The 14,659-nt window shown below is 72.7% G+C and carries 13 protein-coding genes; 5 read left to right on the top strand and 8 right to left on the bottom strand.

Annotation, left to right across the window (positions count from 1 at the left end; all coding sequences use genetic code 11):
• Genes ABH941_RS06045 through rsmH form a run of 3 tightly spaced genes read right to left on the bottom strand, consistent with a single transcriptional unit; the run spans window position 1 to window position 3,585 of the window.
• The gene (locus ABH941_RS06045) at window positions 1–1,989 is read right to left on the bottom strand and encodes a peptidoglycan D,D-transpeptidase FtsI family protein (RefSeq protein WP_370127533.1); all 1,989 of its coding nucleotides are present in this window, start codon (window positions 1,987–1,989) and stop codon (window positions 1–3) included.
• 19 nt (window positions 1,990–2,008) lie between these two features.
• Complete coding sequence (locus ABH941_RS06040) at window positions 2,009–2,581, bottom strand: hypothetical protein (RefSeq protein ID WP_370127532.1); 573 nt, start codon at window positions 2,579–2,581, stop codon at window positions 2,009–2,011.
• Window positions 2,582–2,613: 32 nt separating this feature from the next.
• Window positions 2,614–3,585 carry a 16S rRNA (cytosine(1402)-N(4))-methyltransferase RsmH gene (gene rsmH / locus ABH941_RS06035; RefSeq protein WP_370127531.1) on the bottom strand — a complete coding sequence of 324 codons (972 nt, stop codon included), beginning with the start codon at window positions 3,583–3,585 and terminating at the stop codon, window positions 2,614–2,616.
• Between the two features lie 469 nt (window positions 3,586–4,054).
• On the opposite strand from rsmH, the gene ABH941_RS06030 reads away from it, so the two are divergent.
• The 4 genes from ABH941_RS06030 to ABH941_RS06015 all read left to right on the top strand — a co-directional run bounded on the left by ABH941_RS06030 (window position 4,055) and on the right by ABH941_RS06015 (window position 9,798).
• Entirely contained in the window at window positions 4,055–4,606 is a 552-nt protein-coding gene (locus tag ABH941_RS06030) for a carbonic anhydrase (RefSeq protein WP_134010354.1), read from the top strand.
• A gap of 254 nt (window positions 4,607–4,860) precedes the next feature.
• Complete coding sequence (locus tag ABH941_RS06025) at window positions 4,861–5,847, top strand: AAA family ATPase (RefSeq protein ID WP_370127752.1); 987 nt, start codon at window positions 4,861–4,863, stop codon at window positions 5,845–5,847.
• A 130-nt stretch (window positions 5,848–5,977) separates the two neighbouring features.
• Window positions 5,978–7,354 carry a DUF58 domain-containing protein gene (locus ABH941_RS06020; protein ID WP_370127751.1) on the top strand — a complete coding sequence of 459 codons (1,377 nt, stop codon included), beginning with the start codon at window positions 5,978–5,980 and terminating at the stop codon, window positions 7,352–7,354.
• Complete coding sequence (locus ABH941_RS06015) at window positions 7,351–9,798, top strand: DUF3488 and DUF4129 domain-containing transglutaminase family protein (RefSeq protein ID WP_370127530.1); 2,448 nt, start codon at window positions 7,351–7,353, stop codon at window positions 9,796–9,798. The genes ABH941_RS06020 and ABH941_RS06015 overlap by 4 nt, the downstream gene beginning before the upstream one ends.
• A gap of 76 nt (window positions 9,799–9,874) precedes the next feature.
• Here ABH941_RS06015 and ABH941_RS06010 read toward each other — a convergent pair whose 3' ends face one another.
• The 5 genes from ABH941_RS06010 to ABH941_RS05990 form a co-directional block, all read right to left on the bottom strand.
• The gene (locus ABH941_RS06010; protein WP_134010348.1) at window positions 9,875–10,261 is read right to left on the bottom strand and encodes a DUF3040 domain-containing protein; all 387 of its coding nucleotides are present in this window, start codon (window positions 10,259–10,261) and stop codon (window positions 9,875–9,877) included.
• 268 nt (window positions 10,262–10,529) lie between these two features.
• On the bottom strand, window positions 10,530–11,282 hold the full coding sequence (locus ABH941_RS06005) for a methyltransferase domain-containing protein (RefSeq protein ID WP_370127529.1): 753 nt from the start codon (window positions 11,280–11,282) through the stop codon (window positions 10,530–10,532).
• A 53-nt stretch (window positions 11,283–11,335) separates the two neighbouring features.
• Window positions 11,336–11,920, bottom strand: a complete 585-nt coding sequence (locus ABH941_RS06000; protein WP_370127528.1) for an SAV_6107 family HEPN domain-containing protein — start codon at window positions 11,918–11,920, stop codon at window positions 11,336–11,338.
• Between the two features lie 33 nt (window positions 11,921–11,953).
• The gene (locus ABH941_RS05995; RefSeq protein ID WP_370127527.1) at window positions 11,954–12,235 is read right to left on the bottom strand and encodes a DUF6504 family protein; all 282 of its coding nucleotides are present in this window, start codon (window positions 12,233–12,235) and stop codon (window positions 11,954–11,956) included.
• Window positions 12,236–12,322: 87 nt separating this feature from the next.
• Window positions 12,323–13,000, bottom strand: coding sequence for a YitT family protein (locus tag ABH941_RS05990; RefSeq protein ID WP_370127526.1), 678 nt, complete (start codon window positions 12,998–13,000; stop codon window positions 12,323–12,325).
• Window positions 13,001–13,092: 92 nt separating this feature from the next.
• Between ABH941_RS05990 and ABH941_RS05985 the strand changes: the two genes are divergently transcribed.
• The gene (locus ABH941_RS05985; protein WP_370127525.1) at window positions 13,093–14,544 is read left to right on the top strand and encodes a PLP-dependent aminotransferase family protein; all 1,452 of its coding nucleotides are present in this window, start codon (window positions 13,093–13,095) and stop codon (window positions 14,542–14,544) included.
• Window positions 14,545–14,659: the final 115 nt, after the last annotated feature.

Genomic DNA, 14,659 nt, shown 5'->3' with positions numbered 1-14,659 from the left:
TCACCAGTTCACCGGCAGATTCGCCGCCGCGGCGCCGGTCGGCGCCACCTGCAGGGTCTTCAGCGCGAACTCCATGACCTGCTTGAACACCGGACCGCAGAGCTCACCGCCGAAGTGTCCGTTGACCGGGTCCTGGATCACACAGGACACGGTGACCCTGGGCCTGTCCGCGGGCGCGAAGCCGATGAAGGAGGAGGTGTAGCCCGAGTACCGGCCGGTGGCCGGGTCGACCCGGTTCGCCGTACCGGTCTTGCCGGCGACCAGGTAGCCGGGGATCTGGGCCATCACCCCGGTGCCCTCCTGGCTGGCGACGACCGACTGCAGCATCTGCGCCAGGGTCTTCGCGGTCTGCTCGCTGACCACCCTGGTCTCCTTCGGCGCCGCGGCCGCCACGAAGCGCCCGTCCGCACCGGTGGTCCCGGCGACCAGGCTGGGCGCGATCCGCACCCCGCCGTTGGCGATGGTCGAGTAGACCGAGGTGGTCTGCAGGGCGTTCACCGACAGGCCCTGGCCGAAGGGGATGGTGTACTGCTGCGATCCGGACCACTTGCCCGGCTGGGCCAGGATGCCCTGGGTCTCGCCGGGGAAGCCGAGACCGGTCGGCTGGCCGATGCCGAACTTGCTCAGGTAGTCGTACAGCACCTGGTCCGCCTGCTTCTGGGTGGAGCCCAGGTGCTCGGCCGCCAGCATGGTGCCGATGTTGGAGGACTGCGCGAGCACGCCGTTGAGGGTGAGCTGCTCGGTGCCGTGGGCCACGTCGTCGTGGAACACGCGGTCCGCCCGGGGCAGGGTGCCGGGGACGGTGACATGGGTCAGCGGGGTGGCCACGCCCTGCTGCAGCACGGCCGCCATGGTCATCAGCTTGCTGACGCTGCCCGGCTCGTAGGCGTCCTGGAGGGCGGCGTTGCCCAGGTCGGCGGGGTTGGCGTGGGTGAGGTCGTTGGGGTCGAACCCGGGCGACGCCGCCATCGCCAGGATCTTGCCGTTGGTGACGTCCTGGACGATGACATAGCCGCGCTGGGCGCCCGCGGCCTTCACCTCGTCGGTGATGGCCTGCTGGGCGTCCCACTGGATGTCCCGGTCCAGGGTGAGCCGGAGCGTCGACCCGGGCACCGCGGCCGTCTCCCGCTGACCGGCGGTGGGGACCTCACGGCCGCCGGACTGGGCGTAGGTGACCTGGCCGTCCTTGCCCTTGAGCAGCGAGTCGTACTGCTGCTCAAGACCGCCGCTGCCGACGCCGTCGCTGTTGACGAAGCCGATGACATTGGCGGCGAGGGAGCCGTCCGGGTAGACCCGCTTGGCGTGCTTGGCGTGGAACACCCCGTTCAGCACGTTGGCGCAGGAGTCGTCGACCCGGCCGCTGTCGCCGGCCTTCAGCGCCAGGTTGTTCTCGGTCAGACAGTGGCCGCTCCAAGCGGTCCTGGTCAGCTTGGTCTGCAGCGCGGTGATCTGGTTCCAGGTCTGCGGCGACTGCTGCTTGGCCAGCAGGGCATAGCGGTCGCTCTTGCCGGTGGAGGTGAGCGCCTTGGTCAGGATCGCCACCGGCACCCCGACGATCGGCGACAGCAGCTGGGCGGCTCGCGCGGGCGCGTCGTCGACATGGGCCTGGCCGGGCGTGAACATGTACGGGTCGGCGGTGATGTCGTAGGCGTCGACGGTGGTGGCCAGGACCCGGCCGTCGGCGTCGGTGATCGAGCCGCGCGGGGCGGGGAGCGGGTCGGTCCGGTAGAGGCTCACGGTGGCGGCGGCGGCGAGCGTGGCGGAGTCGATGAACTGGAGCTGCACCAGCCGGCCGACGAAGAGGGTCAGCACCACGCCCAGGGAGACCACCAGCAGCCGCAGCCGGCGCCGGGGGGTGGCCAGCCGCAGCCGCGCCGGGCGCGGAGCGGGACGCGCGGCGGGGCGGGACGCCGGGCGGGACGGGGCCCGCCCGGAGGGGCGCGCGGCCGGATGCGGGGGGCGCTGGCGCGGTGGGCGGGGGGCGGTCATGGCTGCTGCTGTCTCCCCGTCAGTGGGCGGTGCCGGTCGGCGTGCTGGAGGGTTTGGCGCCCGGGCTTGGCGTGCTGCTTGCGCTGGTACTGGTTCGGATGCCCTGTTTGAAGGCGGTTGTGCCGGCGGTGGCGCCGGTCTTGGCCGTCGCGCCAGGGCTCGCGCTCGGCTTCGCGCTGGGGCTCGCCGACGGGCCCGCGGTCGGCTGCGCCACCTGTGGCACCGCGGCGGCGGCGATCGGGGTCGGGTTGCCCTGCACCGTGCCGTCGTCGCGCAGGAACGCCGGGTTGCCTCCCGGCACCATGCCCAGCAGCCTGGCGCGCGCGGACAGGGCGTCGGGCGCCGACCAGGCCCCGATCTGCTGCTGCAGCCCCTGCCGTTCGTCGGTCAGCCGGTTGGTCTGCTGCTGGAGCTTGGTGAGCTGGAAGGAACCCTGGTTGAGGGCGGTGTTCAGCAGCAGCAGCGCGATCAGGCCGCCGGTGAGTATCAGCACGACCAGCACCGCGAAGGGCCCCCGCCCGGCCGACCGGCGCACTGTCGCGGTCCGCCGGCGGGCCGGGGAGGTCCCCCCCGCGACTCTTCCGAGAGCCACCACCTGCATCCGCTCCTTCGCTGCGCCTACGCCTAGCCCTGCCTGACGGACGGTCTGATTCTCTCCGCCGCACGCAGTCGAACGGGTGTGGCGCGGCGGTTCTCGGCGATTTCCTGTTCTGTCGCCTGTTCCGCCCCCCGGGTGAGCAGCTTCAGCCGGGGCTGGTGCTCCTCCGGAACGATCGGCAGCCCGGGCGGCGCCGTCGCGGTCGCGCCCGCTGCGAAGAACTGCTTGACCAGCCGATCCTCCAGCGAGTGGTACGACATGACGGCGATTCGGCCGCCGACCGCGAGCACGTCCAGGGCGCCGGGGATGGCGCGTTCCAGGACCGAGAGCTCCCCGTTGACCTCGATCCGCAGGGCCTGGAAGGTGCGCTTCGCCGGGTTGCCGCCGGTACGGCGGGTCGCCGCGGGAATGGCATTGCGCACCAGTTCCACTAGACGCGCGCTGTTGCTGAACGGTTCCCGCTCGCGCTCGCGCAGGATCACCGAGGCGATCTTCCCGGCGAAGCGCTCCTCGCCGTAGACCTTGAGGATCCGGGCCAGATCGCCGTGGGAGTAGGTGTTGAGCACCTCTGCGGCGCTGATGCCGGTCGTCTGGTCCATCCGCATGTCCAGCGGTGCGTCCTGGGCGTAGGCGAAGCCGCGGTCGGCCTCGTCCAGCTGCATCGAGGAGACCCCCAGGTCGAACAGCGCGCCCTGCATCTGTGCGATGCCGAGGTCCGCCAGCACCTGCGGGATCTCGTCGTAGACGGCGTGCACCAGGGTCGCGCGCTCCCCGAACGGGGCCAGCCGCTCCCCCGCCAGCCGCAGTGCCGCCGGGTCGCGGTCGACGGCGACCAGCCGGGCCTCGGGGAACGTGCGGAGCAGCGCCTCGCTGTGGCCGCCGAGCCCGAGGGTGGCGTCGACGACGACCGCCCCGGGCGCGGTCAGCGCCGGGGCGAGGACGTCCAGGCACCTCTGGAGCATCACCGGGACGTGCTTGGCCTCCGGGCCGCTGCTCAATGGGTACCTCTCATGGGGGCACGTGCCGCCTGGTCCCCGCCCGCTCGCCTTGGGGAAGGAACCCTCTGCCGCCGGGGAAGGGGCGGCAGCGGGTAAGGAGCGGGTGGAGGCCGGGCCGGTACGTGCGCGTCGTGCGGGCGAGGGGAAGCGTGCGTTCCGCGCCGTTGTGGGAACCCTGCGCCGAACGTCGCGTCACTTTACTCCACGGCGTCCCCCGGTCAATCGGATGCGACGGCGCACGCCCCCCGGCGCACGCCGATTAACCTGCAGGTCAGCCTGCATTTCCTGAGGCCGCCGGAGGGCGCGCCACGCCGGTGCCCGACCGTCGCACCACCCCTCCAGGCAGAAGATCACGCGAATGGAGCAGGCCCGCCGACCCCGCCTGTGCGCGTATGGGGTGCGTCACAGCGCCGTTCCGTGCACCTGTCCGAAGCTGGCGCCACAGGCGTTTCCCACTAACGTCAGAGGTATGACCACGACCCCCGACCTGCCCACAGCCCAGGCCGCTGCGTCCGCCGAGGCCACTCCGCCCTCCATCATCGACAGCTTCGTCGCCCGCAACCGCGACTACGCCGCGGGCTACCGCGACGGCGGCATGGACGCCCGTCCGGTCCAGCACGTCGCCGTGGTCGCCTGCATGGACGCCCGCCTGGACGTGCACGCCGCGCTGGGCCTGCAGCTCGGCGACTGCCATGTCATCCGCAACGCGGGCGGCGTGGTCACCGACGACACCATCCGCTCACTCACCGTCAGCCAGCGCGCGCTGGGCACCCGCTCGATAGCGCTGATCCACCACACCGGCTGTGGTCTGCTCAGCCTCACCGAGGACTTCCGGCGCGAACTGGAGGACGAGGTCGGGATCCGGCCGTCCTGGGCCCTGGAGTCCTTCACCGACCTGGAGCAGGACGTTCGCCAGTCCATGGCCCGGGTCCGCACCTCCCCGTTCCTGCTGCACCGCGAGGACATCCGGGGGTTCGTCTTCGACGTGACGACCGGTCTGCTCCGGGAGATCCAGCCCTGACCCACTCCATGCCGTCTGATTACTGGTCCGTAACGGACGAATAACGAGAACATTGAGGTGCTATTCGTCCGGTCGAGTGACGTACTCGGTCCGAACAGGGAACAATGCATCTGCCGTGTCGACGCACACGGAGGGGCCCGGACCGCGGCCTGCGCACTTCCTGCAGGCCCGGTCAAGGCCCCGTACACGGGCCAAGGAGTAACCGGGTGACCACCTTCAACGAGCACGCCAGTCTGGACCGCCAGGCCGGGGGGATGCCGCCGTCGGCGGCGGCGGGAGTGCCGCAGGGCCTCGGAACGGCCGAGCTGGGCGCGGTCGTCGAGCGCGTGCGCGCGTCCGTGGAGAGCGTGCTGGAGGGCAAGCCGGAGGCGGTGCGGCTGGCCCTCACCGTGCTGCTGGCCGAGGGCCACCTGCTGATCGAGGACGTGCCCGGGGTCGGCAAGACGCTGCTGGCCAAGGCGCTGGCCCGGTCGGTGGACTGCACCGTGCGCCGGATCCAGTTCACCCCCGACCTGCTGCCCTCGGACATCACCGGCACCAGCGTGTTCGACCAGACCCGCAGGGACTTCGAGTTCAAGCCGGGCGCGATCTTCGCCCAGATCGTGGTCGGCGACGAGATCAACCGCGCCTCGCCGAAGACCCAGTCCGCGCTGCTGGAGTCGATGGAGGAGGGCCAGGTCACGGTCGACGGGACCAGCTACCCGCTGCCGACCCCGTTCATGGTCGTGGCCACCCAGAACCCGATCGAGATGGAGGGCACCTACCCCCTCCCCGAGGCCCAGCGCGACCGCTTCATGGCCCGGATCTCCATCGGCTACCCCAGCACCGACGCCGAGCTGCAGATGCTGGACGTCCACGGCGGGGCCTCCCCGCTGGCGGACCTGCGGCCGGTCGCCCACGCCGACGACGTGGTGAAGGCCATCGACGCGGTCCGCCGGGTCCATGTCGCCGACGAGCTGCGCCGCTACGCCGTCGCCCTGGTCGCGGCCACCCGCACCGCGCCCGAGCTGCGGCTCGGCGCCTCGCCGCGGGCCACCCTGCACCTGCTGCGGGCCGCCCGCGCCGCCGCCGCGCTGGACAGCCGCGAGTACGTCATCCCGGACGACCTCCAGGCCCTGGCCGTCCCGGTGCTGGCGCACCGGCTGCTGCCCACCGCGGAGACCGTCCTCGGCCGGCGCACCACCGAGCAGGTCGTCCGCGACCTGGTGCTCCAGCTGCCCATCCCGCACCCGGCGCGCTGAGATGTCCGCTGCCGTGCCGCCCAAAACGGCACCGAACAAGACGGCACCGAACAAGACGCCGCCGTACAAGACGCCGCCCTACAAGACGCCGCCGCGAGGTGCCGCCAAGGGCAGCACCTTCCGCACCGGCATGCGCGGACTGACCACCCGCGGCCGCTCCTTCCTCGCCGCCGGGATCACCGCCGCGCTCTGCGCCTATGTGCTCGGCCAGCCCGCCCTGCTGAAGATCGCCCTGCTGCTCGCCGCGCTCCCGCTGGTCAGCGTGCTGATGCTGATGCGGACCCGGTACCGGGTCGCCAGCGGGCGGCGGCTGTCGCCCTCGCGCGCGCCGGCCGGGCAGGAGGCCAGGGTGCACCTGCGGGTCGACAACGTCTCCCGGGTGCCCACCGGCCTGCTGATGCTGGAGGACAAGGTCCCGTACGTGCTCGGGCCGCGTCCGCGCTTCGTGCTGGACCGGGTGGAGCCACGCGGGCACCGCGAGGTGTCCTACCGGGTCCGCTCCGACCTGCGCGGACGCTATCCGCTGGGCCCGCTCCAGCTGCGCCTCGGGGACCCCTTCGGGCTGTGCGAGCTGACCCGCTCGTTCACCGCCTCCGACACCCTCACCGTGGTCCCCCGGGTGCAGCGACTGGCAGCGGTCAAGCTCACCGGCGAGTGGACCGGCTACGGCGACAGCCACTCCAGGGCCGTCGCCCTGGCCGGCGAGGACGACGTGGTGCCGCGCGAGTACCGGCACGGCGACGACCTGCGCCGGGTGCACTGGCGCTCCACCGCCAAGTACGGCGAACTGATGGTCCGTCGCGAGGAGCAGCCGCTCCGCAGCCGGGCCACCGTGCTGCTGGACACCCGGGCCGCGGGCCACCGGGGAAACGGCCCGGCGTCCTCGTTCGAATGGGCCGTCAGCGCCGCCGCCTCGATCAGTCTGCACCTGCTGGAGCGCGGCTACGCGGTACGGCTGCTCACCGACACCGGGGACGCGGTCACCGGGGCCGGCGGCAGCGGGCTCGGCGGGGCCTCGGAGGAGGCGGCCGGGCTGCTGCTGGACACCCTGGCGATGGTGCAGCTCTCCGACGGCGAGGGCCTGGCCCGGGCCGAGGAGGTGCTCAGGCTCGGCGGCGAGGGCCTGGTCGTGGCGCTGCTCGGATCGCTGGACGACGAGCAGCTGGCCGAGCTGTCCCGGCTGCGCAGGCGCACCGCGACCGCCGTCGCGGTGCTGCTGGACAGCCCGAGCTGGACCCTGCGCGGGCAGGCGGCGGACGCGGCCGTACCGGCCGGCCCCGGACCGGTCGGCTCCGACCAGGTCCGGCTGCTCCGCGAGGCCGGATGGAACGTGCTGGCGGCCGGCTCCGGCGACTCGCTCCCCGAGCTGTGGGCGCGGGCCGACCGCTCCGTCGTCACCGGCTCGTTCCAGCCGGCGGAGTCCTTCCAACGAGGCGAGCCCTTCCAACGATCCGAGCCCTTCCAGGAGCCCCAGCCTTTCCAGGAGTCAGGGAGGGACCTCGTATGAACGGGCGTACCCGGATCGCCTTCTCCGGCGCCGCCGCGACGCTGCTCACGGCGCTCTGCCTGTGGCCGCTGATCTCCCCCGCGTACTGGCTGGTCCAGGCCGGGTTCGTGATCGTGCTGGTCACCTCGGCCGGGCTGGGGCTGCGCCGGCTCGCGGTGCCGCGACCGCTGGTCCCGCTGGCGCAACTGCTGCTCGTCGTGCTGCTGCTGACGCTGTTCTACGCGAGCGGCACCGCCGTCGGCGGGGTGCTGCCGGGCCCCGGGGCCTGGCAGACGCTGACCGGTGAGATCGGCGACGGCATCACCGACATGGGCCAGTACGCGGCCCCGGCCCCGGCCCACCAGGGACTGCGGCTGATCCTGGTCGGCTCGGTGGTGCTGATCGGCCTACTGGTGGACCTGCTGGCGGCCACCTACCAGCGGGTGGCCCTGGCCGGGCTGCCGCTGCTGGCGCTGTACTCGGTCGGCACCGGGCTGCACCCGCACGGCGCGGTGTGGCTGTACTTCCTGCTGTCCGCCTTCGGCTACCTGTCGCTGCTGATGGCCGAGGGCCAGGACCGGCTGTCCCGCTGGGGCCGGGTCTTCCACGGCACTCCCGCCACCCTCGCCGGGACCACCGGCGGAAACCCGCTCAGCAGCACCGGCTACCGCATCGCCGGGGCCGCCCTGGCCATCGGGCTGCTGCTGCCGCTGGCCCTGCCCGGTCTCGGCACCGGCCTGGTCGGCAGGTTCGGGCACGGCGGCGGCGGGATCGGCGCGAACGGCGACATCATCACCGCCGTCAATCCGCTGGCCTCGCTGGGCGCCTCGCTCAACAAGAGCACCAACGTCAACATCCTCACCTACACCAGCAGCGCCCAGAACCCCGGCGACCAGTACCTGCGGATCGTCGACCTGGACGACTTCAACGGCGTCGCCTGGACCCCCAGCGAGCACCAGGTCCAGTCCGTCCCCAACCCGCTGCCGTACCCGACCGGCCTGGACAACAACACGCCCCAGCAGGCGGTGCAGACCCAGGTCAGCACCCAGTCCGGCTACGTCCAGCAGTGGCTGCCGATGCCCTATCCGGCGACCACGGTGCAGGTGCCCGGCGACTGGAAGTACGAACCCGAGGGCCGGACCCTGATCGGCGACGGCGGCCAGAACGCGGGCGGCCTCCAGTACAACGTCAGCAGCCTGGCGCTGGAGCCGACCGAGGACGCGCTCAGGGCGGCCGGGGCGCCCCCGGCGGACATCACCAGGACCTATCTGGCGCTGCCGAAGAACTTCCCCACCGTGATCCGTGACACCGCGATCTCGGTGACCCACGGGGCCACCACCGTCTACGACAAGGCGGTGGCGCTGCAGAACTGGTTCACCACCACCGGCGGCTTCACCTACGACACCACCGTGAAGGACGACACCAGCAGCAACGCCATGGTGGACTTCCTGCGCAACCGCAGGGGATTCTGCGTCCACTTCGCCGGGACCATGGCCGCGATGGCCCGCTCGCTGGGCATCCCGGCCCGGGTCGCCATCGGCTTCACCCCCGGTGAGCGCCAGTCGGACGGCAGCTGGCAGGTCGGCACCAAGAACGCCCACGCCTGGCCCGAGCTCTACTTCGCCGGGGTGGGCTGGCTGCGCTTCGAGCCGACGCCGCACGTGGGCTTCACTCCCGACTACACGGTGGCCGCCAGCTCCGGCGGCACCTCCGCCCCCAGCACCGCGACCGCGCAGGCCAGCGTCGCCGCCGGACCGAGCACCAGCGCCAGCGCCGGCTGCCCGGTCCAGGAGCGCAGGGCGGGCTTCTGCGGCCAGGAGTCCGCCACCGGCACGGCGGGCACCGGCACCACCTCGTCCGCGCCGACCCCGCTGGAGCTGACCGGGCTGGCGCTGGCCGGGCTGCTGGTCCTGCTGCTGCTCACGCCGATGCTGTGGCGGCTGCGGGCCCGCAGCGTCAGACTGCGCCGCCGGGGGCCGCGCGGCTCCGGCGGATCCGGCGCTCCGGGCGACCTCCCCGCCTCCGGGCGCGGTGGCGGCGGCCTGGAACTGAGCGACCAGCAGGTGCTCTCGGTCTGGCGCGAGATGATCGACTCCGCCTGGGACGTCGGCATCCCGCCGGACGAGGCGGAGACGCCCCGGCGCACCGTGGCAAGAATCGTCGAGCTGGGAGCCCTGGAGGAGGAGCCGAGGGCCGCGGCCGGACGGCTGGCGCTGGCCACCGAACAGGTGCTCTACGCACCCAGGTCGGAGCCGCCGACGGCACTGCGCCAGGACGTCAGGGCGGTCCGGCACGGACTGCGGGCCTCGGCCCGCCCCGCGGTACGGGTCCGCGCCGTGCTCTTCCCGCCGTCCTCGGCCCGGCTGATCCGCGGGTTGCGGGAGGGCTGGCAGTCTCTGGCCGACCGGGCGCGGGGACTCCTGCGCCTGCGCCGACGTCGGGCGGAGGACGGCGAGGAGCAGTGAGCAGATGGGCCGGGGCCGACAGCTTCCGCTGTCGGCCCCGGCCCATCTGTTTTTCGCTGTCAGTGCGTCCGGCCGGTCAGGCCCCGCGCTGCTCGTCGTGGCGGCGCTGCCAGCGCTGCTCCATGCGGTCCACCACGCCCGTCTTCCGCCTGCGCAGCGGCGCCCCGGTGCGCGGGTCGGCGACACCGATCCTGGGGGCCCGGCGCCAGGCGGTGAACGCGATCGCGGCACAGGCCAGCATGACCGCGAACCCCACCACACCCATCCACCAGAGCCCGGTGACGGCGACACCCATGAGCAGGGCCACACCTACGACGAAACCCGCCGAAGCGGCGTAGACCGTACGGCGGCTACGGGCTCGCAGGCCCGTACCTTCAAGCGCTGTCGCGAACTTGGGGTCCTCGGCGTACAGCGCTCGCTCCATCTGCTCGAGCAGACGCTGCTCGTGCTCCGAGAGCGGCACGTCGTCCTCCTACTCTGGTCGCTGCTGGCGACCGCCGCCGTCCCCGTCAGGACTGACAGTCCTCCCCTGGATCCCGCTTGTGTTGCGTATGCCCCACTGGCAGGTCTGTCATGCCTTGCTGGCTTTACCCGAATCATACGGTCGACCGTGCTGATTTGGGGCACGGTGCGTCATCGGAGCCAACCCTTGAACGGCCGGAGGGGCACTGAAGTTTCCAAGGTCGCTGTGCTCCAATTTTTCCGGGGCTGCTGTGAGCTGCGCGACGGCGTCAGTCCAGCTCGGCGAGCAGATGCAGCTGGGTGGCGATGGCATGGAAGGCCGGCTGGGCGGCGGCCGCCTGCTCCAGGGCAAGCAGTGCCTCCACCGCGCCGGGCTCGGTGTCCACCAGCACCCCGGGGACCAGGTCGGCGAAGATCCGGACGCCGTGCACCTCGGCGACCCGCAGACCCGCGCCCTCGGCCAGCGAGCGCAGCTCCTCGACGGTGAAGCGGCGGGGCATCGGGTCGTTGCCGCCCCAGCGCCCGTCCGGGTCGTCCAGGACGGTGCGGGCCTCGGCGAAGTGGCCGGCGATGGCCCGGGCGAGCACGGCGCCGTTGCGGTTGGCCGCCAGCAGGCTGACCAGGCCGCCCTTCCGCAGCCCCGCGGTGAGCTGGCCCAACGCCTCGGCCGGGTCGTCCACGACCTCGAGGACGCCGTGGCAGAGCACCGCGTCGACACTGTCCGGCTCGACCAGCTCGGCGAGGGTCTGGGTGTCCCCCTGCAGCGCCCGCACCAGGTCGGTGACCCCGGCCTCGGCGGCCCGCCGCTCCAGCGCGAACAGCGCGTCCGGGCTGGGGTCCACCACGGTGACCCGGTGACCGAGCCGGGCCACCGGCACGGCGAAGTTGCCGGTGCCGCCACCGGTGTCCAGCACGTCCAGCACCGGCCGCCCCAGCTCCTCCGCCCTGCGAGCGAGGGCGGCGCTTACCACCTCCCACACCACGGCGGTCCGGAGAGAACTGCGGGGGCGCGTCGGGTACACGGAGGGGCTCCTCGGGAGGTTCTGGATCTGGCTGCCCCAACCTTACGGGCCCGTCAGACCGCGCGCTGGTCGGCGGAGCTTCCTGAGGCCTCGGCGCTGCGGACCGGGTTGAGGGCGACCAGCCGCTGCACCATGCGGACGAAGAGCGCGGTGTTGCGGATCAGGTCGTCGGCGTCGCGCATGGTCGCGGCCGAGGCGATGCCGGCCTCGGCCGCGGCGCGCTTGGGGGCGCCCGCCGCGTAGTACACGGCCCACTCGGCCAGCTCCGGAGCCACCTCGGGCAGGACCTCCCAGGCGCTGCGGATCCGTCCGCGCTTGCGCGGGCTCTCCTCGGGCACCCCGCGCACGGCGAGCACCGCGGCCGAGGCACGCAGCGCGGCGAGGTGCGCCACCGCGTAGCGCTCCAGCGGGCCCTCCAGGCTCCGAGCCTCGTCCAGGCCCCGGTATGCCTGGGCGAGCAGGTCCAGCGCGGCCGGCGGCGCCCCGGCCCGGCGCAGCACCGGATGGACGTCCGAGGGCGGGCGGTAGGGCCTGGCCGCGGAGTTGAGGGCATGGGCGGAGTCGGCGTGACCGCCGGGGGTGCCTGCCTGCAGGGGCAACTGCAGTACCTGTGCTGTGGGAATCACCTTGTCGCTCATGGCTCGTTCAGTCCTCCCGTTCGAATCCCGCCGTCAGGCGGGCGTCGGCGTACGCGGGATGGGCGTACGGGTGAGAGTCCAGCGCCCGGCGGCGCGGTCGAGGCTGAGGTCGTACACGTCGGCGGCGAAGCAGCGGCCGGGGCTGGCCTGCACCCGCCACACCTCACGGAGACCGGTCCAGTGGCCGAGCACCTCGCGCACGGCGTAGATCCGGTCCTGCCAGAGGAAGTGCGTGGGCTGCTCCTGGCCGCCCCTGACCTCGATCAGGTCGGCCTGCCCGGTTCCACGCGCGGTGCTGCCCGACATCCCCGCCATCGCGGCCACCTCCCTTTCCCTGCTGTCGACGCTTGTTCGAATCTATGTTCGAACAACCTCAGGGTAGCCCCCACCCGCGGTCCCGCGTCAATGCCGCAGGACCGGAGCCGGACCCTCAGCGCCATGCTGCACCCCACCACTGACAATCCGGTTTCCGGCGACGGCCGCTCCGCCCGGCACGGTGAACAGCGGCAGGAAGATCTGCACCAGCGGGCCGATGGCCAGGGCGTAGGCGACGGTGCCGATGCCGACGCTGCCGCCCATCAGCACCCCGACCACCAGCACGGTGACCTCGATGCAGGTGCGGACCAGCCGGACCGAGCGTCCGGTCCTGCGGCAGAAGCCGGTCATCAGGCCGTCGCGCGGGCCCGGACCGAAGCGGGCGCCGATGTAGAGGCCGCCGGCCATGCCGTTGAGCACGATGCCGGCCATCAGCACGAAGATCCGCACCGGGACGCTGTGCAGGGTCGGCAGGACGGAGAGCGCCGCGTCCACGGACAGGCCGATGACGAAGACATTGCTGATGGTGCCGAGGCCCGGACGCTGCCGCAGCGGTATCCACAGCAGCAGCACGGCGGCGCCGACGATCATGGTGATGGTGCCGAAGGACAGCCCGACATGCCTGGTGAGGCCCTGGTGGAAGACGTCCCACGGGTCCAGGCCCAGGGCGGCGCGGATCTGCAGCGCCATGCTCCCGCCGTAGAGGGCGAGGCCGGCGTAGAGCTGGACGAGTCGGCGGGCCAGATGCGCGGGTGGTCGGTTCATCGGTGGTCCCCTTGGATTCCATGGATTCTGATGCCACCCTGGGGGAAAGTGGACCGGCCTTCCAGGGCCAATCGGCGAAAGGTGGACTGGTCATGGTCGTTCGATCCTCCATCGGCGCGGCCCAGCTCGACCGGGCGCTGGGCGTCTGGCAGCGGCCGCGCGAGCCCGCCTACCGCGCGCTGGCCGGGTCGCTGCGCACGCTGGTGCTGGACGGCCGGGTGTCGGTGGAGACCCGGCTCCCGGCCGAACGGGAGCTGTGCACGGCGCTGGGCCTGAGCCGGACCACCGTGGCCGCGGCCTACGAACTGCTGCGCGACGAGGGCTTTCTGGTGAGCCGTCGGGGCTCCGGCAGCTGGACCGCGCTGCCCGAGGGGCGGCCGATGCCAGTGGCGGGCCTCTCGCCGTACCCCACCGACCGGGGCGGGGTGATCGATCTCGGCGTGGCCGCGCGGTCGGCCGCCGAACCCTGGATCACCCGGGCGATGACCGCCGCCGTCGCCGAGCTGCCCGCCTACACCCGGACCCACGGAACCTTCCCGGCCGGGCTGCAGGTGCTCCGGGAGGCCGTCGCCGACCGTTTCGCCCAGCGCGGGCTGCCCACCGACCCGGACCAGATCATGATCACCAGCGGCGCGTCCGCCGGACTGACGCTGCTGTTCCGCGCCCTGCTCGGCCCGGCCGAGCGGATCGCGGTGGAGTCCCCCAGCTACGCCAACGCGCTGCAGGCGATCCGCGTCATGGGCGGCCGGGCGGTCCCGGTCCCGCTGGAGCAGGACGGCTGGTCGATGGACGCCTGGAGCCGCACCCTGCGTGAGGCCGCGCCCGCACTCGCGTATGTCATCCCCGACTTCCAGAACCCCACCGGCCTGCTGATGCCCGATCAGCAGCGCCGCGAGCTGGTCGCCCTGGCCCGGACCACCGGAACCCGGCTGATCGTGGACGAGACCATCGCGGAGATGGCCGTCGACGACGTCCCCCCGGTGCTCCCGCTGGCCGCCTTCGACCGGAACGGCACGTCCATCACCCTCGGCTCGGCCGGCAAGACCTTCTGGGGCGGCCTGCGGATCGGCTGGATCAGGGCGGCCCCCGACCTGATCCGCCGCATCTCCGCGGACCGGGCCAGTCTGGACGTCTGCTCGCCGGTGGTCGAACAGCTGGCGGTCCGTCATCTTCTGGCCGAGTGCCTGCCGGAGGTGCTGGCCTACCAGCGGGAACGGAACCGGGAACAGCGTGACGCGCTCGTCGGCGCGCTCCGGACGGAGCTGCCCGGCTGGACCTTCCGGATGCCGCAGGGCGGTCTCTCGCTCTGGGTGCGGACGGAGGACGGCGGGATGAGCGGCAGCGCGCTGGCCGCGGCGGCCCAGGGCTTCGGCGTGTGGATCGGCTCGGGCCCGCGCTTCGGCGTGGACGGCGTGCTGGAACGCTTCGTCCGGCTGCCCTACGCCCAGCCGCCGGAGGTCCTGCGCGAGGCCGTCCGCCGCCTGGCCGCGGCCAGTAGATCCGGTGCCGGTGCGCCGGCCCCGGTGGAGTTCTCACTCCTCTGAACGGATCCATGATCTGAACGGATCCATGAACGGAGCCGTGAACGGAGAAGGGACGGTGCCTGCGTCCCGGCGGATCATTCCGCCGGCGTGCAGGCACCGCCCCGCCCCGTTCCCC

It is taken from the genome of Streptacidiphilus sp. EB103A, assembly GCF_041261405.1.
Lineage (GTDB): Bacteria > Actinomycetota > Actinomycetes > Streptomycetales > Streptomycetaceae > Streptacidiphilus.
This window is presented reverse-complemented; position numbering and strand designations above follow the sequence as displayed.

Bases quoted from the DNA above. Each gene is read 5' to 3' on its own strand.
- ABH941_RS06045 (WP_370127533.1), bottom strand. From the start codon at position 1,989: ATGACCGCCCCCCGCCCACCGCGCCAGCGCCCCCCGCATCCGGCCGCG.
- ABH941_RS06030 (WP_134010354.1), top strand. From the start codon at position 4,055: ATGACCACGACCCCCGACCTGCCCACAGCCCAGGCCGCTGCGTCCGCC.
- ABH941_RS06025 (WP_370127752.1), top strand. From the start codon at position 4,861: ATGCCGCCGTCGGCGGCGGCGGGAGTGCCGCAGGGCCTCGGAACGGCC.
- ABH941_RS06020 (WP_370127751.1), top strand. From the start codon at position 5,978: ATGCGCGGACTGACCACCCGCGGCCGCTCCTTCCTCGCCGCCGGGATC.
- ABH941_RS06015 (WP_370127530.1), top strand. From the start codon at position 7,351: ATGAACGGGCGTACCCGGATCGCCTTCTCCGGCGCCGCCGCGACGCTG.
- ABH941_RS06000 (WP_370127528.1), bottom strand. From the start codon at position 11,920: ATGAGCGACAAGGTGATTCCCACAGCACAGGTACTGCAGTTGCCCCTG.
- ABH941_RS05995 (WP_370127527.1), bottom strand. From the start codon at position 12,235: ATGGCGGGGATGTCGGGCAGCACCGCGCGTGGAACCGGGCAGGCCGAC.
- ABH941_RS05990 (WP_370127526.1), bottom strand. From the start codon at position 13,000: ATGAACCGACCACCCGCGCATCTGGCCCGCCGACTCGTCCAGCTCTAC.
- ABH941_RS05985 (WP_370127525.1), top strand. From the start codon at position 13,093: ATGGTCGTTCGATCCTCCATCGGCGCGGCCCAGCTCGACCGGGCGCTG.